The organism is Streptomyces sp. NPDC048142 (genome assembly GCF_043202835.1).
In the GTDB taxonomy this organism is placed as follows: domain Bacteria; phylum Actinomycetota; class Actinomycetes; order Streptomycetales; family Streptomycetaceae; genus Streptomyces.
Window position 1 is genome coordinate 1 of sequence record NZ_JBIDBC010000058.1, and the last position, 20,663, is coordinate 20,663.

Genomic DNA, 20,663 nt, shown 5'->3' on the forward strand with positions numbered 1-20,663 from the left:
GAGCTACCTCGCCGGACTCCATCTCCGCGCCTCCATGATCTGGATCAAGGACCTCGCGCGGACCATCCATTGATCACAACTGGATACAGGCCCTAAGTGGATCAGGCCCCTGACCTGGTGTTTCAGCTGTCGGGGTGGCGGGATTTGAACCCACGACCTCTTCGTCCCGAATGAGGGTCGGTTACTGATCTCGCCAGTGCGGATGGTGTTTGCCCTGGTTAGGGCATCGGTCTGTCGTGGTCTCGGGCGGTCTCGAAGGGGACTGGGGAGCGGGTTGGCTCCCAGATGGCTCCCAGGAATGGGCAGCGTGAGCGGGACCGAGCCAGGTCGGGCACCGTGTTCTGCTACGGGATACCCAGGTCGTCTACCAACAGGTCCAGCGTCGCCTCCTCGTGGAGCGCCACCCCGAGCGCTGCCATGGCAGGGGCGAGACCGGCGTCCCACACCGCGCTGACGGGCTCACCGACCAGCGGCAGTGGGGGGATTCCCTCGGCCTGGCTGCGCGTAGCCAGGTGTTCATAGTCGTCAGCGCCCATGCGCCAAGGTCGGGCTCCGTAACGGCGCATGATCCGGTTCGCCAGAGCGATGCCCGGCCAGTCGAAGTCGCCGTGGTAGGCGAAGCGGCAGTCGTCCGAGGCGAGGGCGTCGAGAAGGGTGAGGACCACCGTCGCGGCGCTGCCGGAGGTGCAGACCAGGGCCTGCGAACAGCCCGCGTCCGCTGCGGCCTCCACCACACGGGGGTTCTCGCAGATGTGGACGACGGAGCCGGCTGGCAGGCGAAGTGGCACGTCACGGAGGTCCCGGGACGTCAGGTGGGTCTCCGCACGGTGGTCGGCTCGCTCCCGCAGGGACCTCGCGCGCCAGTCCTCGCCGAGGGGCCGGAGGCCGTACGTCAGCACTGTGCTGGAGACCTCGTCCGGGGTGACCGCGACCAGCCGCCACAGTGCCCGTCGGCCGACCGCGTCACCGGGAAGATCCGTGTCGTGGGCCAGCGTGATACCGCGCTGGACGAGGCGAGCGAGCCAGGTTCCGTCGTCGAGCCCGTGCGCCGAACCTGTTACCGAAGCGGCCAGCTCGCCGCGGCCCCGTGTGCTCGTACGGTGTGGGTCGAGCAGCACGCCGAGCACCTGGACGGCCTGCTGAAGCGTGCGTACTGCCGTTTCCGGTGCCACACCTTTCGGGACGCCTGTGCGGCGCAGCACATCCGACCACTGTTCCACCCACGCCAGCCCGGCCAGCGGCGACGCGTCGAGGGACGAGGCGAGCGCGGCCCAGACGCGCTGACGCTCTGCCGCGTTCTCCTCGCGGGCCGCGCGGCGGTCGACGAGCGGAGGGCCGAGTTCCTCCAGGACCTGCCTGAGCCCGAGCCCCGCGGCCGAGGCCCGCAGGCGTTCGTCGAGCACGTCGAGCCTCACCGTCACCGCCGTACCGGTGAGGGGCTTGCCCAGCAGGAGCGACAGGTCGTTCCGCTCCTGGGAACTCACCGCCGTCAGCCGGAGGGAGCCGGTGGACCGCACCCCGTTGCTCTCCAGCCGTTTGCGTGCCGCGCTCCAGAGCCGGACGAGGCCGGGACCTGCCAGCCAGTCGCGCGTGGCGGGCGGAAGGGTGCTCATCCCGATGCCGGCCGCCGGTGGCGACCGTTCCATGTGTAGTGCAACGTAGCCACTCCGCGTACGTGTGGGTCGCGCAGGCACTCGTAGATGTGCAGGGAAGGGACTTCGGCCCAATTGCCCATCAGCCGCTCGCTCGTGAGGACAAAGTCGAGGTCCAGATCGACCAGGATGCGGCCCAGCCGTCCATGCGTGGGTTCGTCGACCTTGGCGAAGGCGTCGTCCAGGAGGATCAGCCGGGGCGCGTGCGGGGCCGCGTCGGCGAGGCTGGTGAAGTGGGCGGCAGCGGCGGCGAAGAGCACGAGGTAGGAGAGCACGCGCTGCTCGCCCTGGCTCAGGCCGGTGCGGCCGGTCAGCTTCCTTCTGCGCCCGGGGGCGGCGTCCTCGACCACGAAGGTGTGGAAGGTGAACCAGGTGCGGTAGTCGAGTGCGGTGCGGAGGTGGGCGGTGTATCCGGCGGACGGGTCGGCGCGGCGGGCTTCCTCGATGCGGCGTTGCAGTACGTCGCGCAGTTGCTCGGTCTGCTCGCGTGTCCGGAGGCTCGACGGGCTGCGCAGCAGTTCGACGGCCACCCGCACGTCGGCCTCGGCGTCGTCGTTGAGCTTCCAGAGGAGTTCCACACCGAGGCCGTGCGAGGTCCGTACGGTCTTCAGCGTGTCGTTGAGTGCCGCGACCAGGTTGGCCGCCGTGATGACCTGCGTGGAGAGGTGGTCGCCGAGCTCGCCGGTCAGGAAGCGCTGGAACACGTCGCTCTCGCGTTCGGTGAGCCGCCCTCGTGCCTCGGCGGCCTCCACGGCGATCCGCTCGCCCACGACCGCGACGTCGTGCGAACCGTGGTCGTCGAGCAGGCGGCACACCTTGATGCCGTCGTGTTCGTCGAGCTGTGCGTCGTAGCCGCCCGCCAGTTGATCACGCAGCGTTGTGTGCCGTTTGAGGAGAAGGCCGTCGGACACCTCTTCCTGGTGACGGCCGAGACTCCGATCCACCGCTTCCGCCAGCGTTCGCAGTGAGCGCAGGCGGTCGCGTGCGCTGGTGCCCGAGTCGTCCTGTAGCTGATCGGGGAGGGCCGTACGATCCAGTCCCACTCCGATGACGATCTCCTGGCGGCTGAGAGCGCCGCGCAGTGCGCGGCCGGTCTCGATCACGGCTGCTTCCTGGTCCGCCAGTTCCTCGCGCAGACGCTCCTCCTTCTCTTCAGCTCGTACACGCTGGTCGCGCAGACCGTTGTGGTCGCGCTCCCTCGACGGGATGGCACCCACGGCATGGGCGATACGGCCCTTGGCCGCCTGTTCGTCGGCGAGGATCTTCTCCTCGGACGATCCGACGGCGGTTTCCCGGGTCCGCAGATCCTGCTGCGCGGCGAGGAGTTGCCGGTGGTGGAGCCGGTAGCCCTCTTCCGTCTCCGTCCGCTTCTCGCGGGCCGCCGCGTACCGCCGGTCGTCCGCCTGGCTTCCGCCGAGCCGGGCGACCGTACCGTTGACCGCCCTGCGCAGGTGGCCGACGCCGGTGAGCAGCGAGGCCAGGGCGGTGCGCACGCGGTCCAGTGCGACGGTGTCGGTGGGCAGGTCGTGGGCGGTCGCGGTGGCGTCCGCCTCGGAGCGCGTCGAAACGGCCAGGGCGCGGGCCTCCTCCGCCTGGCGTGCCGCCTCGGCCGTCTTGGCGGACAGCGCTCGTGCCGCCCTTTCCTCCGAGGCATGGGTGCTCCAGGCGTCGGAGAGCCGCTGCGCCCGAGGGAAATCGCGTTCCGCTTGCGCGAGGGCCCGTCGCCGGGAATCGGCTGCGGCGAGCTCGGTACGGGCTTCGGCCAGCTGCCGTTCCGTCTGCCCGAGCTGGTCTTCCAGCTCGGCCAGTGCCCGTCGCCGGGTCTCGGCCCGCACCGCTGCGCCCACGTACTCGGCGGCGCTTTTGTGGTGCTGCCCGCGGAGGGCTCCCAGTCGCCAGCTACCGTCGAAATGAACCGTACTCGCGGTTGCCGTCCCCCCGCCCGTCGTCCTCGTGGCCGGTGCGAGCGCGATGGCTGACAGCAAGTGCTCCACCTGGTCGGATGTGATGCCACTGTCCGGCTGCGTGACCGGTCGCAGCGCCGAGGCGAGGGTCTGTGCCACCGGCAGCGGGTCGTGGGCCGGAGCCGGGTCGAGAAGGGTGTCGCCGGAGAGCGGGTCGAGAAGGGCGCCGCCCGTGCTGACCCACGCGTCGAGAAGGCCACTCGCCTCCAACGCCGCCTCCAGACCGGCCCGTTCGGCGGAGTTCAGGTGCTCGGCGAAGTCCACCAACCGGTAGAACGGTGCCCCGTTGGCAGGGTTTCGCCCCGCGCTTCGGTGGTACGGGGCCGGAGGCTCCGGGTCCGTACGGCGTTCCCAAGCTCGCCTCTCCTCCGCCAGGCGGTCCATCTCCTCACCGAGCCGGCCGACGCCGACCGCCAGGGTGTCGCGATGCCGGGTGAGGGCGTCCGCGTACGGCTCAAGAGCCAGATGTGCCGTCTGCCGCGCGACGGTGTCGATGCCGGCCGGCAGCGTGCGGGAGGAGAACGCCGCGGCGGAGTCGGCCGCGCGGACCACTTCGGAGAGGACGGTGTCCAGCGGCGGGCACTCGGGCCCCGCTGCGGCCCGCGTCTCGCGCACCCACGCGGCGACCTCGTCAGCGTACTCCCGGCTCTCCTCAGCGACCTTCTGCCGGCTGACTTCGAGATGGTCAGCAGCCTCCTCCACCTCGCCCTCCAGCCGTTCCCGCACCTCGTCGGCCCGCACCGCGCCGCCTCGCGCCTCGTCGGCCAGCGCGAAGAGACGGGTCACGTCCTGGACGGTCCGCTGCCGGTTCCGTACGACGGTCTCGGCGGCCCCCAGTTGCTGCTGCCAGGACCGCAGTCCGGCCTCCGCCGTCGCCAGGTCCACCCGCACCACAGGTCGGTGCCGTACGGTCGGCGATTCCCCGTCCGGGCCGGTCAGCTCCGTCCGTGCCGACGGGGAACGCACGGTGTGCGGCAGAGCGACCGCCTCGCCGAGATGTGCGGCGGGAAGTACCGCCCGCTCCGCCTGGACCAGTAGCTCCCGGTGCTCCGTGGCCAGTTCGGTGAGCCGGGCGCCCAACTCCTGGCCGCCCTCGTCCAGCCGTTCGGCCGCGCTCTCCTCCGCCTCGTGCGCGCCGCGCAACGCGGCGAATGCGGTCATGGCCGCAGTGTGCAGGGCTTCCACCGTGCTGCGGCGCTCCGACAGCTCGCGCAGGCTGCGGTAGGCGTGGCTGTCGTGCAGGGCGGCGAGTTCCGTCCGGGCGGACTCCTCCTCCTCGCGGAGTGTCCTCAGCCCCTCCTCCGATTCCTTCTCACGTTCCCTCAGGACGCTCGTCTGCTGGGCGGCGTCCCCGGCGTTCCGGCGGCGCTCGGCGAGCGTGTCCAGTTCCTGGCTCACGTCCCGCGCCGCGGTGCGCAGGACTCCGGCGAGGTAGTGGCGGTAGTCGGAGAGGAAGGTGCGCAAGGCCGCGTCGGTGCGTTCCAGGCGGCCCAGTTCGGCCCGCACGGTGTCAAGATCGTGGAGGTTGCGCGCCACCTTCTCGACCACGTCCTCGTCGAGTCCGGGCAGGGTCTCGCCCAGCAGGACGGCGAGACCGCCGTGCTCGATGCGGTCCCCGACCGTGGGCCGCCGCAGCCGGTGCAGGAGCTGGGTGAGGTTGCGGTAGCGCGTCGCGTCCGTGATCCCGAAGAGGTCCCGGGCCACGCGGGCCCGGTGTTCGACCGGTCGGTCCGTCGTGTTGCCGGAGCCGACGATCTCCTTGAGCCGGTCGACGGCAAGGGGTTTGCCCGCCTCGACGAGGTGCAGGTCCTCGCCGACGCGCAGCGGGGTGATGAAGAAGGTCGGCACCGCCTTCTGCGCTGACTTCGAGGCGCGGATCGCGGCGCCGACTGTCAGACACCGGTGGTCGCCCGCCTCGTCGGTACCTCGGAATTCCACCCACAGATAGCCGAGGCGGTTGGTCTGCTCGAAGCCGTCCAGCATCAGCCAGGCGAGCGTCGTCCGCCCGGTGCCGGTGGCGTCGAGGGCCCGGGAGTCGCCGTCCAGGAGGTACGGGAGCAGCATCTCCAGGGCCTTGGACTTGCCCGCCCCGTTCTTGCCGCGCAGCAGCAGCCGCCCGTCGCCGAAGGCGAACTCCTGCTCGTCGTACTGCCAGACGTTCTGGATGCCCGCCCGGTGCAGCCGGAAGCGCGTACGCGCCGCCTGCGTGTGACCTGAACGTGGAAGGGGGACGAGACCACGAGCATCGGCGGTCATAGCGGCAACTCCTGCTGTGCGTCGGTGGATTTGTTCCGTCCGCCCGTCGTCGGCACGGTGACCTGGGTGGCGTAACGGGCCGCTGGGGCGAGCAGGACCCAGCCCTCGCCGCCGCTGGGGCGGGCCGCCCGGACGTCGGTGACCTGGCGTCCCTCCGGCAGCTCGTCGGCGTACTCCTCCGGCAGCCCCGCTCCCTCGGATCGCAGCGGGCCGGCCGGGGCGATCAAGCGCATGCGGGAGAGCAGGTCCAGCACGGCTTCGCGCAGGGCGTCGGGGTCTTCCAGGTAACCGCGCTGCCAGTTGCTGCGCTGCCCGTACTCGGTGATCAGCTCGGCCAGCAGCTCATCCACCACACCGTCCGGAACGGCGACCCCGACGACGAGGACACCCCCGGTCGCGGGATGTCCGGGTTCAGCCGGGCGGAGCCGCTTCACCAGCCTCTCCACCAAGAGCAACGCCGCCTGGGCGACCGTCCCCGTCCCCGGCAGGTGGAGATCGGTCAGCTCCTCCTCGGGGTCGACCAGGGCCACTCCCTCGGCCCGGATCTCCGTCTCCAGGCCCAGCAGTTCGAGGAACGCCTGGGCCTCCCGGCGCTGGCGGGTGCGGAGCCAGTCACGTTCGGTGTCGGTCAGTTCGTCGAGGTGAACGACAGGGGTCTCGACGAGCATCCGGCGCACATAGGTGCGCGGCCCTCCGAACCCCGGGTCCGCCGCCCGCCTGACCAGGTCGGCGCCGTCCCGCGACTGGGCGAGCGGTCCGGCCACGATGACACGGGCGAGCTCCCGGTCGACCGTGATCAGCGCCTCCCCGTCGGCCTCCTGGGCGATGACGCCCACGTGGCCGTGGGTCTCGATCAGGACGCCCCACTCGACCAGCTGCCGTAGCGCCGCGACCAGCGTCCGCTTCCCGGCCGCTCGTCCGGTCTCCTCCAGCTCGATGTCCGCGTCGGCCGCCGCGGCCCCGATGTCGGCGACGAGCTGCGACAGCAGTACCTGCTCCGGCGCGGTGACCAGCACCGACAGGGCCAGAGCCAGACACGCGTAGGTGTGCGGGGTGAAGGGCGTGCCGGTGGACCGTACGAGCCGGTGCCCCGACCGGGCTCCGAGCCCGGCCTTGAACAGCCGGGCGTAGGAGCTGTCGACCAGGAGGCGGTAGCCGAGCACTTGCTGGAACCGGCCGCCCAGCCAATCGGCGTGCCTGCGGACCAGCGGAAAGAGGTCGGCGTGCGGGCCGTCCGATGTGACCAGCGGGTGTGCGAGCAACAGCCGTGCCGCGGTGCGGCGTTCGGTGGCCAGAGCCACGTCGTGGGCGGAGGGAAGTGTCATGGCGCGCTCATCTCCCGCTGCCGCCGACGGACGCGCCGTTCGACCGCGTGGGAAGCGCCTCGCTCCCGGTCGGCTCCGCTCCGCCGACCGAGCCGGCCGTCCTGTGGACCGTCGGCTCCAGGTCGTCCAGCAGCAAATCCCCGTCGGCCGAGCGCAGAAGCGTGCGCGCTCCCGCCGTACGGTGCACCGTGAGCCGGATGCCCAGATCGACGTCCTCGCTCCACGCCGCGTCCAGCCCGAAGCCCCGCTCCTCCTGCCCGTCCTCCGCGGTCCGCTGCCTGAGCTGGGCGTTCCCGAGCGCCGTGGCCAGCAGCTCCAGGAGCAGGCTGAGCGCCGCCGACGTGAGCCGTACGTCGTCGAAGCGGCCGGACGCGCTGCACAGCTCGTCCGCGGCGGCGCTTCTCTCGGCGGCCCGCTGACGCGCCGCCTCCCGCAGTCGTTCTTTCTGCGCGGAATGGTCCTCCACCGATGCTGTCCGGCCCCGCTGGGCGCGGCTGCCCCGCTCGCGCAGTGCGACCGGCACCTCGACCACCGGGCCGGTCCACCAGCTGGTGTAGGCGGGCACCACCTCGTCGGAGGCGGGCGGTATGCCCAGGTGGCGGGCGCCGTACAGCCCGAAGGCGGCGACGGCGATGTCGTGCGCGTCCTGCGGCGCGGCCTCGTCGAACCACCGGGCTAGCCGCAGCAGGTCCCGGCGCCGCGACATCTCGCCGGTGGCCGAGCGCAGCATCCGCTTGGCGTTGGCCAGCAGCGACTGAAGCGCCCGCAGGGTGGCGTCGCGCAGCTGGTCTACCTGGCTGCCCTGCCCGTCGGTGTCCCTGAACCAGCCCCGCAGCCCCTCCCAGTCCGCGAGCTCGCGACCCCGGCTGCGCTGCACGCGGGTCTCCGTACGGCTCTCGCTCCGTGTCGGCAGCCCGGCGAGCCCCTGCGCGTGAGCGTCCAACTGCTCCAGCAGGCCCGGGAGGTGGGGCCAGAGTGAGTCCAGGGCCGCCGAGATGCGGGGGGCGCGGAAGGACACGTCCTCCGTGATCGCCTCGACATAGTCCAGGAGGAGTTCCTTGAAGCCCTGGTACTCGCCGCCGTCCAGGTCGTACCGGGCGAGCACCTGGCCGAGATAGGCGTAGAAGTCCCGGACGGAGTCGGCGAATCCGGTGAACTGCACGAACAACGTGCTGATCCGCTCCAGCCCGTCCTGCGGGGCGATGCCGCCCGGCTCATCGACCGACTCGGCCAGCTCTCGCAGCCCCCGCTCGACCAGGGCCAGCAGTTCGTTGCTCACCTCGCGGGCGGCGTCGGCCTCGGCCAGCACCCCGTCGGCGTCCCGCTGGACGCGCTCGCCCAGCCGCGACAGCTGATAACGGGCCCGCGAACGCTGGTACTCCGTGATGCTGGACGCCTTCACCGTGTGGCTGCCGCGCAGCAGGTTCCCCCACTTCACCAGCTGTTCCAGCCGCGCGGTGAGGGGGTCGGCGTCGAGCCCCGCGGCGGTCCCGCCGCCCTCAAGCAGCTTCGCCATCACGTCCGGGACGGCCAGATCGGCCAGGAGGGTGCCGCAGAAGACCCGCATGATCGCGAGGTACTCCAGCCGCTCCGGCGCGCTGAGGTACGCGTACGCGTCGAGGCGGCGACGCGTCTCGTCGGCGGCGGGAGCCGAGGGCGCGTCGCCGGGTTCCGGCTGGGTGCCGAGTGCGGGTTCCTCCATGTCTGCGAGGTTACGTGGAGGGGCTGACAGACGGTGTGGGGTGGCTGGAAGTGGTGCGGGGCCACCGACGCGGTGCTCGGGGGAGGGCGTGGTTCGCTCCGGACCGGTGGGCAGCGGCGATGTGGCGGCCGCGTGCCCGTGCGACGGCGACGAGCAGGCGAGCGGTGCCGCGGTCCCGCAGTGGGGTGTGTGGACGCCGATGCAGCGGGCGAGCCGGTTGCGGGAGGAACTGGTGGCGGAGGTTCCGGGTGTTACGAGCTCCAAGAACAACGAGATCGCCAAATGCGGCCAGTACCGCACCAAGGATCTCGCCCTCGCTGAGTACGACCGCATGGCCGCCGCTGGTCTGAGCCTCACCACGCCTCTTGCGGATGGCGAGAACTACACCTCCACGCTCACCCCGCCGCCGGGCCGGGGCCCGCGTCACCCGGCCGAGCCGGCGACGGACTGAAGCGGAAGGCAGTCCGGGGCGGGGAGAGGAGCGCTCCTCCCAGGCCCGCCCCGGACGGTTACAGCAGGTGGTCGGCTTTGCCCGCCTTGATGTCCTGGATGAGTGAGCGCAGGGCCTCGCGGCTGTCCGTGAGGTAGGCGTCCTCCTGGCCGGCCACGGCGATGTACGCGTTGCCGTCTGCGTCGGTCCCTATGCGGAAGCAGTTCGAGCTTTCTGCGCAGTAGGGGGCCTCCCAGGCGATGTCCGGCACGTTGAAATCTCCCATCAAGCGTTCGCAAGGGTGAGTATGAAGTCCCGTGACTTGCCGGGGTCGAAGGACACCGTCTGCATCCAGTCCAGCTGCGCACGGTACTTGTCGAGCTGAGCGGGGGCGTGAGTGAACCCGGGGCCGTGCGCCGAATCGAGTTGGACCGTGTCCAGCTGGGGGACCACGCCTGTCGCATACATGAGGGCTTGACCAGCGCCGGGAAACGCACCGGAGGAGAACGGCACGACTCTCACCTCCACGTTGCGGAGCTCGCTCATCTCGCACAAATGATGCAACTGGGCACGCATGACCTTCATTCCGCCGAACTCGATTCGCAGGGCCGCCTCGTGGATGTAGGCGGTGTACGAGATCGGGGTGGGGCGGTGCAGGACCTGCTGCCGCTGCATGCGCATGGCGACCCGCAGTTCGATCTCATGCTCTGACAGGGGCGGCAGGGCTGCGCTGCCAACGGCTCTGACGTATCCGTCGGTCTGGAGGAGCCCTGGTGCGTGCAGGAAGGCTCCGGCTCGCACTGCTGATGCGTGCCATTCCATCTCGGTGATGTCGAGTAGCCCGGCTGGCAACTGACCTCGGTAGGTCTCCCACCAGTCTCTGGGGCGGGGCTTGGCCATGGTGACCAAGGCTTCGACGTACTGCTCGTCGGTACAGCCGTAGTTGGTGGCGAGGGTGCGCACCCGCTCAGGGGTGACTGCCCGAACACCTGCTTCCATGTTCGAGATTTTCGCCCTGTCCAGCCCGAGTAGCCGAGCGGCGTACTCGGTGCTCTCGCCCGCGTCGTTCCTCATTCTTCGCAGCTCAGCCCCGAGACGCTTCTGGCGCTCGCTGGGAACACTCCGTGGTGGCATGCCGTGATTCTCCCCGGCTCGAACCGTGTGGGGTGCACCGGGTGGCTATGCAGGGTGGCAGAGTTCTTGAGTAGGTGGCAATTGCCACCTCGCTGCCCTACCGTGGGTCACGCGACGCTCACGCAAGGCGAACGAGAAGAGCATCGCGCGAGCCTGCCCGCGTCCTCCTGCCCTGGGAGGGGTGTGCTCGCGCCAGGGAGACGGGCCACTGCCTCGCTGCGTCGTCGAACCGTTCCGACCTGACTCGAACCACCCCGTACGCATCGGGGTCGTACCTCCGTAGCCGCATCACCTCGTCAACGACGCGTTCGTGTCCCGGTGTTCACAGCCGAATGGAGTCGCCATGTCCGAAAGTCTGCCCACGGTGTCTGCGAAGTCCTCCACCGCCCTCCCTGCCGATCCCCTCCCCGTCCGGCCCGCGCCCCCCGCGGCCGCGTGCCGCCCGAGCGGTGAACTCCCCCTCGCGGCAGGGCGGTCCGCCCTGCCCGCCTACGCCTTCGGCTCCCCGTACGCCCTCCAGGTCGCGTCGCGGATCACCCAGTGCCCGCCGCCCCCGCCGGACCTCCGGGAGCCCTCGCCGTCCCACTTCGTCTACGGACTGACGCTGCCCTCGGCCGGTGCGACGCCGCTGATCGCGTTCGAGGCGGCGGACGCCGTGCTCGACGTGCATGAGGTCGAGGACGAGCTGGTCGGGCTGGCGCTTGAGCTGGTCCATGAACTCGCCGTCCACGCCTGCCGGTTCACCGGTGCCGGGGAGATGATCCACCTCGTGCTGCGGCGCTTCGACGGCGTCCTCCAGGTGGTCGCGCACGACACACACACCCCGCACCACAACTCGCGCCTGGCCCGGCAGTGCGCCGAGCGTCGCCGGGTGTCGCTGACGGGGGTACGGGAGTTGGCGGAGGGGTGGGGCGGCGAGTGCGGGTTCGCCGCCGCGCATCCGCCCGCGACGGGCGTGTGTGCCTGGGCGTCGATCGGTGCCGGCCTGGCGGGCGCGTCGGACCCGGGAGGCGTTCAGGGGGAGGTTGCCTGACGATGTGCGGCCGCCGGGCGCTCGCGCCTCGGGCGCCCGGGGTGAGCTGTGGGGTGGTGGAGTCGGGCGGATGTTCTATGGACGTAAACGTGAGCGATAGCGTCGACGGATAATATCTGTTGACGGCGCCAACGTGTATACGTGATGATTCTGGAGTGAACGGTCCGGCGATCCCGCTGCGACCGCCGACCACTCCTGTGAGGAACACGTCATGCACCACGACAAGACCCCCCTGCGCCAGCTGATCGCCGAGCGCATCGACGGCGCGGAGCCGTCCGAGCTGTCCCACGAGGCCGCCGCCCTGCTGCGCGACACGCTCCCGGACCCGGACCCCGCTCCGTAGGAGGCCGGGCGGGCCGGTCCCGTCTATCTCCGGTCCATCACGGCGGCCGGCTGGCGGGGTGTCGGCCCCGAGGCGACGCTCGACCTCCCCCATGGCCCCGGCCTCACCGTGGTCACGGGCGCCAACGGCACCGGGAAGTCGAGCTTCGCGGAGGCCGCCGAGATGGCGCTCACCGGGTTCAACGCCCGCTGGGACGGCAGCAACGGAGGTAAGCCCCGGACGAAGATCTGGCGGAGGGGATGGTGCAACCTGCACGAGGCCACGGCGCCCCAGGTCGCCGTGAGCCTCACTCTGGACGACTCCGCCGAGCCGGTCACGGTACGCCGGACCTGGTTTGGAGCGGAGGTCGAGGAGGCGCGCACGACGGTGATCCGGGAGGACGGCACCGAGCTGAAGCTGGACGAGTGCGTGAACGCCGACATGCTCGACGTCTACCGGCCCTTCCTGCCCTACAGCGAGCTGGGCTCGATGGTGGACGGCACGATGAGCGATCTGTACCGCAAGATCTCCACGTTCATCGGGCTCGGCAGGCTCGGCGAGATGGACGTCCGGCTCGCGGACCGGATCAAGGAGTGCAAGGACGTCGAGGCGAGGCCCCGCCCGCTGAAGGCCGCAGCGGTCGAGGCGTTGACCGGTCTGGACGACCGGCGTGCCGTCGACGCGATGGCGGCTCTCGGCGGGCGCGTCCCCGATGCCGACGCCGTACGGTCCCTGCTCGACCAGGACGCGGTCGCCGACCAGGGCGACGCGGCCCGGCTCCGGGCACGCGCCTCCCTGACCGGACCCGACGAGACGGAAGTGGCGGGGGCGCTGGGCCGGCTCAGGGAGGCCATGGCGGCCTTGGAGGACGTACGGCACTCCGACGCGGAGGCCGCGCGCCGCCTGGCCGCCCTGCTGGAGGCGGCCTTCGAGCAGCGCCGCCGGTCGGGGAGTCCGCACTGCCCGGTGGGCCGAGGCGACCCGGGCCGAGATCGAGCGGCTTCAGGCGGAGGCGGCCGAGGCCGATGCCGTACGCCGTACTCTCGGCGGCGCCAAGCGCGCCGTGCACGACCTGGTGCAGCCCGTTCCCGACCTGCTGCGGACGGAGGATTCCGAGCTGGCGGAGCTGTGGCGCGAGTGGTCGCTCTGCCGGAGCCTCACGGACCCCGCCGAACTGGCCGAGTGCGTCGGACGCCTCGCGCCCAGGCTGGCGGCTGCCTGCCGCCAGTCCGGAGAGGAGGCGGCGCGTCGGCTGACCGACCGTGACACCGCCTGGCGGCCCGTGGCCGTGCGGCTCGCGGAGTGGGCCGAGGCGGCCGAGGAGGCGGCGGACGCGACCGGGCGGCGCAAGACGGCCGAGGCGGCCCGCAAGTGGTTCAGGAAGCTGACGGACGAGCTGCGGGCCGAGCGGATGCGCCACTTCAGCAAGCAGTCCCAGGAGATCTGGACGAAGCTCTGCGAGAGCAGCAACGTCTCCCTCGGCCCCGTCGACCTGACCGGAACGGCCAAGCAGGGCGGAGTGGAGCTCGACGTCTCGGTCGGCGACCACGAGGCGGCCGCGTACAGCGTGATGAGCCAGGGCGAACTGCACTCGCTCGCCCTCTCGTTGTTCATCCCCCGGGCCACGCACGAGGCCAGCCCGTTCGGCTTCCTCGTCATCGACGACCCGGTACAGTCGATGGACACCCAGAAGGTGGAGGGTCTTGCCACCGTCCTCAGCGAGTGCGCCCGGTACCGCCAGGTCGTCGTCTTCACCCACGACACCCGCCTCGAACAGGCCATCACGCACCTCGGGATCGAGGCGACGGTCCACCGCATCTCCCGCGAGGAGAAGTCGCGCGTGACCGTCGAGCGGACGACGGACCCCTTCCTGCAGGCGATCGGCGAGGCCAAGGACGTCTCCAAGGACCCGTCCGTGCCCCAGGTCGTGGCCGACCGGGTCATCCCGGCGATGTGCCGCGCCGCCCTGGAGGCCGCGTGCGTGGAGACCGCCCGCCGCACTGTGCGGGACGAGCGGGGGAACCGCCTGAGCCTCGCGGAGTTCGAGGAGCGGGTGCCGGCCCGGGGAAGCACCAAGCAGTACGTGGCGTTCGCGCTTCTGGGGGACCGCTCTGGAAGGCCCAAGGCAGCGGTTGAAGTGCTGCACAGTGGAGGTTGGGACCTGATCGAGAAGCTGAACGAGGGTTCTCACGGGGGCCTGGCGACCGTTACGGAGCGCGGGAGGCTGGTGGAGCGTACGGAACGACTGGCAGAGGCCGTCCGGCGCTTCGGCCGGGGCACCGTCGGCCCGCAGGGCGGTGCCCGATGACGGACGACACCGCGCGGGCGGACCTGAACGCCGCCCGGTCCCTCCTGCGTCCCGCCGCCGGCACGATGACCTCGCTCGGCCCCGGAGTGCGGGCCCGTGCCGCGGCCCTGCTGCTGCGCCAGGCCCTCGAACGCGGCCTGGACGAATTCTGGCTGGGCGTGACCCCGGACATGACGCGCGTGGGGAAGCACCGCATCCTGTGCCTGGGTCCGTACACCGGCCGGGAGACCGCCAGGCGGTGCTACCTCACCTGGTCCGCGCTCAGCACGGCCTGCCACTACCGGGTGAACGAACTGCCCCCGGCGCCGACGGAGATCCAGAGCCGTCTGCTGGATGTGGAGGCCCTGCTGGGCGCGCTGGGCAGGGGCCCGACGGTCCCGTGCGTCGTCCCGTCCCCGCTCTCGGCTCCGGAGGAAGCGGCGGGGCCGTCCGTCACCCCCGTGACGCCCCCGGCGGCGGTCCGTTCCGTTCCGAAGCCCGGCCCGCCGCCGGGGCGGCGGGCCGCGCCCCCGTTCGCCGCCGGCCCGTGAGCGTCCGTGGCGTCGTGCCGTCCGCACGCCTCACGGCCGTCGGCGGACGGCGCCCCTCACAGCCGTACCGGCATCCGCAGGACCGGCTTCGGCAGCCACCCGATGTGCCGCAGCGTCGGCACGACCCGGCTGAGCAGGTAGAAGACGACGGGCGAGCGCTCGTCCTCTTCGGGGAAGAAGAGCGCGTGCTGAACGGCGACGCTGTCCTGCGGCTCGTCCAGATCGACGCGGACGGGGTCCGCGAGGACGAAGGCCGTGTCCAGCTCCACGCCGGGCCGACTGGTCAGCTCCCGTAACGCGTCCAGGCCGCACACCTCGGCGAAACCGGCGGTGGTGAACGTCTTCTTGACGGTCGGACGGTCCCCGGGGACCGCGACCCACCCCATGACGCGGAGCTCTCCGCTCCCCGCATCCGTCCCCTGGACACCGGCGCGGCGACGGTTGTGCAGGTTGGCCAGCGGCGCGGGCATCTCCGGCACCACGGCGGGCTGGTACAGGACGAGATCGCGTTCGCCGTTCTCCCACCGGGTGTCGTGGACCGTGAGATCCGGGCGGCCCTCCAGCTTCACCTTCCACACGGCCGCCGTACCTCCGCACCGCTCACCGGAACAGGTGGCCGCGACGCCTTTCGGCACCAGGCCGTCCCGGCGCAGGACGAACTGATCCATGATGGTCATGACGACCACGCCCCTCCCCTGCGAGTTAGCGCACATCGCGCCCCTCTGTGTGGAGATTATGCGGTGAAACAGTAAGAGAAGAGCGGGTGTTGGAGAAGGTGGCGATGCGGTTTTCGCCCGGAACGGGAAGAGGACGATGAGCAGCACGGGGGAAGTGCCGAGCGGCCGGGACAGGACGCCCGAGTTCCTGCTCCGGCTACCGGGCGCGGGCGGTGTCGACCGGGCCCGGGGTGTCCTGCTGGGTGCCGTCGGGACCAACGGGAGCCGGAAGTTCCGCATCCTGGCCGGCTCACCCGCCCGGGACCATGAGATGCCGTCCTTCAAGAAGCACTTCAGCGCCACGGCCAGGATGCGCGCACGGCTGAAGCAGCGGGGCGTACTGCGTCCGTCCACGCGGTGGCCCGGCTGGCTGGAGGCGGCCGAGGACATCGACTGCGGCTCACCCTCCTTCGCGGCCGGTGTGCTGGTGGGGGCACCGCGCAACGGGTGGATCGACTGGAAGACCGAGGACGACGTGCCGCTCTCGGACTTCATGGAGGGCGTCTGGTCCGGCCCCGCCCGGTCCTGGCTGATACGCGGCAGCAACGTCTCCGGGGTCGACCTCGTCCAGGGACTCTGGCTGCCCGAGGGACGTGTCTCCCTCGCCGCCTCCCGGCTGCGGCAGGGAGTCGACCAGGGCGTCAGCAAGGAACGGCTGCGCGCCCTGGTCGAGGAGGACTGGGGCACCACCGCCACGTACAGCCAGAAACTCGAACTGGTCGAGGAACTGCACGCCTTCCTGTCCCGGATGAAGTCCGGAGACACCGTGTGCACCCTCTCCGGCGGGCGGTTCTACGTCGGGCAGATCTCCGGGGCGGCCGAGCAGACGGCGTCCGAGAACGGTTTGTCGAACCTCCGGCGGCCCGCGGAGTGGCAGAGCACCGGCCACCCCTACGACATCCTGCCGGAGGAGATCCAGCAGCGGCTCGCCGCCCAGCACGACGTCGTCGACCTGACGGCGGTGCAGGCGCACATCGACGGGCTCGGCCGCTCCGACGAGGAGCTGGAGGACGAGGCCGTCGAGTCGGAGAGCGGCCCCGGCGGCACGACACCCGCTCTCGCCGCCCGCCGCGAGCTGGAACTGCCCATCCCGGACCAGGCCCTCGCCGACGAACTGCTGACCCACGACGTGGACTGGCTCCAGGAGGTCCGCGAACTACTCCGGGACGAGAAGCAGCTGATCCTCTACGGGCCGCCGGGCACGGGCAAGACGTACACCGCCATCAAGCTGGCCGAACACCTCAGCGGCGGGGCCGAGCGCGTCAAGCTCGTCCAGTTCCACCCGTCCTACTCCTACGAGGACTTCTTCGAGGGCTTCCGGCCCCGCGAGCACCCGAAGACGGGCGAGGTCGCCTTCCGGCTCACCCCCGGCCCCCTGCGCGACCTGGCCGACCTGGCCACCCGCGAGGGCAGCCACCACATCCCGCACTTCCTGATCATCGACGAGATCAACCGGGCCAACCTGGCCAAGGTCTTCGGCGAGCTGTACTTCCTCCTGGAGTACCGCAACAGGTCGGTGCGGCTCACCTACTCCGGCGACGACTTCCCCCTCCCGCCCAACCTGTTCGTCATCGGCACGATGAACACCGCCGACCGCTCGATCGCCCTGGTCGACGCCGCCATGCGCCGCCGCTTCGCCTTCGTCGAACTGTCACCCCGCACCGAACCGACCCGCGGCCTGCTGCGGCGCTGGCTGGAGCGGGAAGGGCTCGGCAGCCGCGCGGCGGACCTCCTGGACGCCCTCAACGCACGCATCGACGACGAGGACTTCCTCATCGGTCCCTCGTGCCTGATGAAGAAGAGCGTGCACCGGGAAGGCGGCCTGGACCGGACCTGGCGGACCAAGATCCTGCCCCTCCTGGAGGAGCACCACTACGGGGAGTCCCTCGACATCGCGAAGCGGTACGGACTCGACGCCCTGTCCCGCTCCCTCGGCGACGGCGACGGCGGGGGCGGGGTCGGGGGCGGGGACGGGGGAGGAGCGGGCTTGGGAGCGGGCGGCGGCGACGGCGGCACGGGCGCGGCGGCTCCGTGACGACCGTCGAGCTGGACGAGCACGGGGCCGCCGTCAGCGTGCCGCTCCCCGACGAGGTGGGCCGGGCGCTCGCCGCCTCCCGCATCGTGGAGGCGGCACCGGACCCGTACCGCCCCGGGGCCTGGCGGCTGCGCGCCGGGGGCAAGGTCGGAGCGGTGGCCCTGAAAGCGGCGGGGCGGGAACCGGTGATCCTGCGCATCGCGCCCAAGGTGCCGGTGCGCAGGCTGTTCTTCCTCATCGGCTACGCCGCCGACCCCCGGGTCCACCGGGACGGTGAGGTGGACGTGGCCGAACACGAGGAGATCGTCCCGGCACTGGCCCAGGGGTTCGAACGGGCCCTCGAACGCGCGCTGCGCCAAGGGGTGCTCCAGGGTTACCGTCACACCGAGGAGGCATCACCCGTCGTCCGCGGGCGCGTCCGGGAGGCCGACCAGGTCAACCGCCATCACGGGCGGGCCTTCCCCGTCGAGATCGCCTACGACGACTACGGCACCGACATCGCGGAGAACCGCCTCCTGAGGGGCGCGGTGGAGCGGCTGCTCCCCTTGAATCGCGTCCCGGGCGACGTACGCCGCCGGCTCCGCCACCACCGGGCCCGCCTGCTGGACGCCGAACCCCTGGGGCGAGGAGCGCGGGACCTGCCGCGGTGGCGGCCCAGCCGGCTCAACCACTGCTACCTGCCCGCGCTGAGGCTGGCCGAGACGATCCTGCGCGGGGTGTCGGTGGAGCACGGCACGGGCGGAGCCTCGGTCGACGGGTACCTCATCGACACACACAAGATCTTCGAGGACTTCGTCTGCGTCGCCCTGCGCGAGGCACTGGCGCGGTACGGCGGACGCACGGCCCTCCAGGACCGAGGGGTGTACCTGGACGACGCCGGGGACATCAGCATGCGCCCCGATCTGGTCTGGTACGGCGAGGACCGGACTCCTCGGGCCGTGGCGGACGCCAAGTACAAGGCGGAGAAGCCGGAAGGATTCCCGGACGCCGACCTCTACCAGATGCTCGCCTACTGCACGGCGCTCGGTCTCCGGGACGGCCACCTGGTCTACGCGCGGGGCTACGAGCCGACCGTGACGCACCGGGTGCGCCACTCCGGGATCCGGATCCACCAGCACGCGTTGACCCTGGACCGCCCCCCGGGAGAGCTGCTCGCCGGGATCGCCGCCCTCGCCCGGGTGATGACCTGTGACACGTCCTGCACCGCTGCCGGGACGGACACCGGTGACGTCGTCGCCGTCAGGTGGAATCCTCGGGAGGCGTGAGCGCCCCGCTGGTGAGACCGTCACGGGCGAGCGCGCCCGCCTGCTCCGTGAGCTGGGCGACCTCGGCCACGTACTCCTCGAACTCCCGCAGTGCGCGGAAGGCGGCTCCGTAGCGGCGCTGCTCCTCCACGGCCATCCGCGGCACGCGCGCTCCCTTCGCGTCGAGGCGGAAGGAGCCGCTGCCGCTGGTCGAGCGGCGGTTGTTGGACGCGCTGCGCAGGAACCCCCGCAGATAGTTGGTGTCCAACTGGTCGCTCGTCGAACGGGGTTCGCCGTCAGCCAGGTCGACGAGCCCGGCGCGGGAGAGGTCGGCCATGCTGACGGTCGCGCCGTCCAGCGTTCCAGGCCCCTCGCCCGCCGAGAGCGCGGGCAGCAGCGCGTTCAACCGCTCCAGCCGCTCCTCGATCCGCTGCCGGAGAGCGCGGTACTCGGCCGGTAGATCCTCGCGCGCCGCGTCCACATGGGCGCTCGGGGTGAGGTCGACGGCGTCGTTGAGCAGATCGATGAGGGGTACGTCGGCGGCTTGCCCGGCCGCCGGTTCCATCGGACCGTCAGGAGCGTTGGAGGTCAGATCCACCATGCGCACGGACTTGGAGCCACCGGACGCGTCGGCCGGGCGGCGCAGTATCCACAGATGGACGGGTTGGGCGTGGGAGGCCACCATCCCGGGTGGCAGGGCCACGACATCCGTGAGGATGCCTCGGCGCACCATCTCCGCCCGGATACGGCGTCCGGCCTTCCGGTAGGCCACGGAGGCGGGCATGACGGCGACGACTCTGCCACCGGGCGCGGTGTGGGCGTAGCAGTGCTGGAGCCAGGCCAGGTCCCCCTCCGCCTTCGAGGGCGTGCCCAGCTCCCACCGGGAGTCGAGGAGCAGTTCCTCTCGGCCCCAGTCCGGACCGGCGGTCGGGGGGTCGCACAGGACCAGGTCGGCGCGGAGGTCCGGCCAGTGGTCGTGTCGCAGGGAGTCCCCTGTCTCGATCACGGTGTCCTGCTGCCCGGCCAGCTCGGCCCGTGCCCCTGCCAGCCCGGCCGCCGCCGGATCGATGTCCTGGCCGCGTCGTATCGGCCCCTCGGTGGGCCCGACGGACAGGAGGAGCGTCCCGATGCCGCATGCGGGGTCGAGGACGACGGAGCCACCGGACACCGGACCCGCGAAGTGACTGACCGCCTTGACCAGGCGCAACGAAGTGACCTGGTCGGAGCCGACGCGTCGTGAGGAGTCGCGGAACCGCTCCACCAGTTGCTCGACGACCTGGGCCGGCGATTCCTGGTCGGCCAGCCGGGTGGCCAGGCCGACCAGGGTCTCGTCCAGCCCGTCGGCGTCGCCACGGGCTAGCATCCGGGCGACGCCGGCGACCCCCGTGATGATGTCGTCGCCGAAGGCGCCACGTAGCGCTTGCCAGAGGCGGACATCGTCCGAGACGTCGGTGCCCTTCTGCTGCCGGGCGAGCCAGGAACGGACCTCGGAGAGAGAGAAGAGCGGAGTGCTCGCCCCGGCATCGGCAGGCGCGGGAAAGTCGCTGTACCGCCGTCGCCAGTTGGAGACGGCGGCCCGGGTCACCCCCGCCAGCCTGGCGATCTCTGCTCCGGTGATCAGCGATTCGGCGGCTGGTGGAGTTGATTCCTTCATGACTCCACCGTACACGCAGTTCGCCTGACATTCGAGAGTTGATACGTTGGCGATGTCAACAAGTGTCATCTGCGTCCGATGGGGGTCGGGCGCTCGATCTCGCTGGCGAATCGCCCTCGAGATCCCCTCGTGGCGGAGTGGGCCGCGTTGTTCGACAGCGATCATCTGGAGCTTGATACCCATGGTGCCGCCGCGAGCCTCCGGCGCAGGCTGAGACAGCTTCCGGGAGGCCGACGAAACCGGCCTTCAACGGTTTGAGGCTCTCAGAGGGCGGTATGAGACCTGATGCCCGATTCTTCGTTTCGTGCGGGACAAGCGGGCAGGTTGTGGCGACCTCGGTCGACTACGGCCGGGGCTG

Annotated in this window: 14 protein-coding genes and 1 pseudogene; 7 read left to right on the forward strand and 8 right to left on the reverse strand. The window is 71.2% G+C overall.

The features are described from left to right. Nucleotides 1-344: 344 nt before the first annotated feature. Genes ACGF2Y_RS35600 through ACGF2Y_RS35615 form a run of 4 tightly spaced genes read right to left on the reverse strand, consistent with a single transcriptional unit; the run spans nt 345 to nt 8,899 of the window. Nucleotides 345-1,646, reverse strand: coding sequence for a TIGR02679 family protein (locus ACGF2Y_RS35600; RefSeq protein WP_392955993.1), 1,302 nt, complete (start codon nt 1,644-1,646; stop codon nt 345-347). Continuing rightward, the gene (locus ACGF2Y_RS35605) at nt 1,610-5,872 is read right to left on the reverse strand and encodes a TIGR02680 family protein (RefSeq protein ID WP_392955996.1); all 4,263 of its coding nucleotides are present in this window, start codon (nt 5,870-5,872) and stop codon (nt 1,610-1,612) included. The genes ACGF2Y_RS35600 and ACGF2Y_RS35605 overlap by 37 nt, the downstream gene beginning before the upstream one ends. Next, the gene (locus tag ACGF2Y_RS35610) at nt 5,869-7,197 is read right to left on the reverse strand and encodes a TIGR02678 family protein (protein WP_275536240.1); all 1,329 of its coding nucleotides are present in this window, start codon (nt 7,195-7,197) and stop codon (nt 5,869-5,871) included. Before ACGF2Y_RS35610 ends, ACGF2Y_RS35605 begins: the two co-directional genes overlap by 4 nt. 7 nt (nt 7,198-7,204) lie before the next feature. Beyond that, nucleotides 7,205-8,899: a TIGR02677 family protein gene (locus ACGF2Y_RS35615; RefSeq protein ID WP_392955998.1), complete on the reverse strand. Its 1,695-nt coding sequence runs from the start codon at nt 8,897-8,899 to the stop codon at nt 7,205-7,207. 262 nt (nt 8,900-9,161) lie between these two features. Between ACGF2Y_RS35615 and ACGF2Y_RS35620 the strand changes: the two are divergent. Further along, nucleotides 9,162-9,350: pseudogene (locus ACGF2Y_RS35620) on the forward strand (hypothetical protein); the annotation flags it as partial. Between the two features lie 58 nt (nt 9,351-9,408). Here the strand turns inward: ACGF2Y_RS35620 and ACGF2Y_RS35625 are convergent. Beyond that, complete coding sequence (locus ACGF2Y_RS35625) at nt 9,409-9,600, reverse strand: hypothetical protein (protein WP_392956025.1); 192 nt, start codon at nt 9,598-9,600, stop codon at nt 9,409-9,411. Between the two features lie 14 nt (nt 9,601-9,614). Further along, nucleotides 9,615-10,463: a helix-turn-helix domain-containing protein gene (locus ACGF2Y_RS35630; RefSeq protein ID WP_392956001.1), complete on the reverse strand. Its 849-nt coding sequence runs from the start codon at nt 10,461-10,463 to the stop codon at nt 9,615-9,617. A 343-nt stretch (nt 10,464-10,806) separates the two neighbouring features. Here ACGF2Y_RS35630 and ACGF2Y_RS35635 point away from each other — a divergent pair, with 343 nt between their 5' ends. The 4 genes from ACGF2Y_RS35635 to ACGF2Y_RS35650 all read left to right on the forward strand — a co-directional run bounded on the left by ACGF2Y_RS35635 (nt 10,807) and on the right by ACGF2Y_RS35650 (nt 14,656). Continuing rightward, nucleotides 10,807-11,496, forward strand: coding sequence for an ATP-binding protein (locus ACGF2Y_RS35635; RefSeq protein ID WP_392956003.1), 690 nt, complete (start codon nt 10,807-10,809; stop codon nt 11,494-11,496). Nucleotides 11,497-11,707: 211 nt separating this feature from the next. Further along, entirely contained in the window at nt 11,708-11,839 is a 132-nt protein-coding gene (locus tag ACGF2Y_RS35640) for a hypothetical protein (RefSeq protein WP_392956006.1), read from the forward strand. Nucleotides 11,840-11,947: 108 nt separating this feature from the next. After that, nucleotides 11,948-13,084, forward strand: a complete 1,137-nt coding sequence (locus ACGF2Y_RS35645; RefSeq protein ID WP_392956009.1) for an ATP-binding protein — start codon at nt 11,948-11,950, stop codon at nt 13,082-13,084. A 1,038-nt stretch (nt 13,085-14,122) separates the two neighbouring features. Then, entirely contained in the window at nt 14,123-14,656 is a 534-nt protein-coding gene (locus tag ACGF2Y_RS35650; protein ID WP_392956011.1) for a hypothetical protein, read from the forward strand. A gap of 56 nt (nt 14,657-14,712) precedes the next feature. Here the strand turns inward: ACGF2Y_RS35650 and ACGF2Y_RS35655 are convergent, their stop codons facing one another. Further along, on the reverse strand, nt 14,713-15,333 hold the full coding sequence (locus ACGF2Y_RS35655) for a hypothetical protein (RefSeq protein ID WP_392956014.1): 621 nt from the start codon (nt 15,331-15,333) through the stop codon (nt 14,713-14,715). A 136-nt stretch (nt 15,334-15,469) separates the two neighbouring features. On the opposite strand from ACGF2Y_RS35655, the gene ACGF2Y_RS35660 reads away from it, so the two are divergent. Continuing rightward, the gene (locus tag ACGF2Y_RS35660; RefSeq protein WP_392956017.1) at nt 15,470-17,407 is read left to right on the forward strand and encodes a DUF4357 domain-containing protein; all 1,938 of its coding nucleotides are present in this window, start codon (nt 15,470-15,472) and stop codon (nt 17,405-17,407) included. After that, on the forward strand, nt 17,404-18,672 hold the full coding sequence (locus ACGF2Y_RS35665) for an McrC family protein (RefSeq protein WP_392956020.1): 1,269 nt from the start codon (nt 17,404-17,406) through the stop codon (nt 18,670-18,672). The genes ACGF2Y_RS35660 and ACGF2Y_RS35665 overlap by 4 nt, the downstream gene beginning before the upstream one ends. Here the strand turns inward: ACGF2Y_RS35665 and ACGF2Y_RS35670 are convergent. Then, nucleotides 18,647-20,305 carry an N-6 DNA methylase gene (locus ACGF2Y_RS35670; RefSeq protein ID WP_392956023.1) on the reverse strand — a complete coding sequence of 553 codons (1,659 nt, stop codon included), beginning with the start codon at nt 20,303-20,305 and terminating at the stop codon, nt 18,647-18,649. The genes ACGF2Y_RS35665 and ACGF2Y_RS35670 overlap by 26 nt on opposite strands. Nucleotides 20,306-20,663: the final 358 nt, after the last annotated feature.

Bases quoted from the DNA above. Each gene is read 5' to 3' on its own strand.
- ACGF2Y_RS35600 (WP_392955993.1), bottom strand. From the start codon at position 1,646: ATGGAACGGTCGCCACCGGCGGCCGGCATCGGGATGAGCACCCTTCCG.
- ACGF2Y_RS35605 (WP_392955996.1), bottom strand. From the start codon at position 5,872: ATGACCGCCGATGCTCGTGGTCTCGTCCCCCTTCCACGTTCAGGTCAC.
- ACGF2Y_RS35610 (WP_275536240.1), bottom strand. From the start codon at position 7,197: ATGACACTTCCCTCCGCCCACGACGTGGCTCTGGCCACCGAACGCCGC.
- ACGF2Y_RS35615 (WP_392955998.1), bottom strand. From the start codon at position 8,899: ATGGAGGAACCCGCACTCGGCACCCAGCCGGAACCCGGCGACGCGCCC.
- ACGF2Y_RS35630 (WP_392956001.1), bottom strand. From the start codon at position 10,463: ATGCCACCACGGAGTGTTCCCAGCGAGCGCCAGAAGCGTCTCGGGGCT.
- ACGF2Y_RS35635 (WP_392956003.1), top strand. From the start codon at position 10,807: ATGTCCGAAAGTCTGCCCACGGTGTCTGCGAAGTCCTCCACCGCCCTC.
- ACGF2Y_RS35640 (WP_392956006.1), top strand. From the start codon at position 11,708: ATGCACCACGACAAGACCCCCCTGCGCCAGCTGATCGCCGAGCGCATC.
- ACGF2Y_RS35650 (WP_392956011.1), top strand. From the start codon at position 14,123: ATGACGGACGACACCGCGCGGGCGGACCTGAACGCCGCCCGGTCCCTC.
- ACGF2Y_RS35655 (WP_392956014.1), bottom strand. From the start codon at position 15,333: ATGACCATCATGGATCAGTTCGTCCTGCGCCGGGACGGCCTGGTGCCG.
- ACGF2Y_RS35660 (WP_392956017.1), top strand. From the start codon at position 15,470: ATGAGCAGCACGGGGGAAGTGCCGAGCGGCCGGGACAGGACGCCCGAG.
- ACGF2Y_RS35670 (WP_392956023.1), bottom strand. From the start codon at position 20,305: ATGAAGGAATCAACTCCACCAGCCGCCGAATCGCTGATCACCGGAGCA.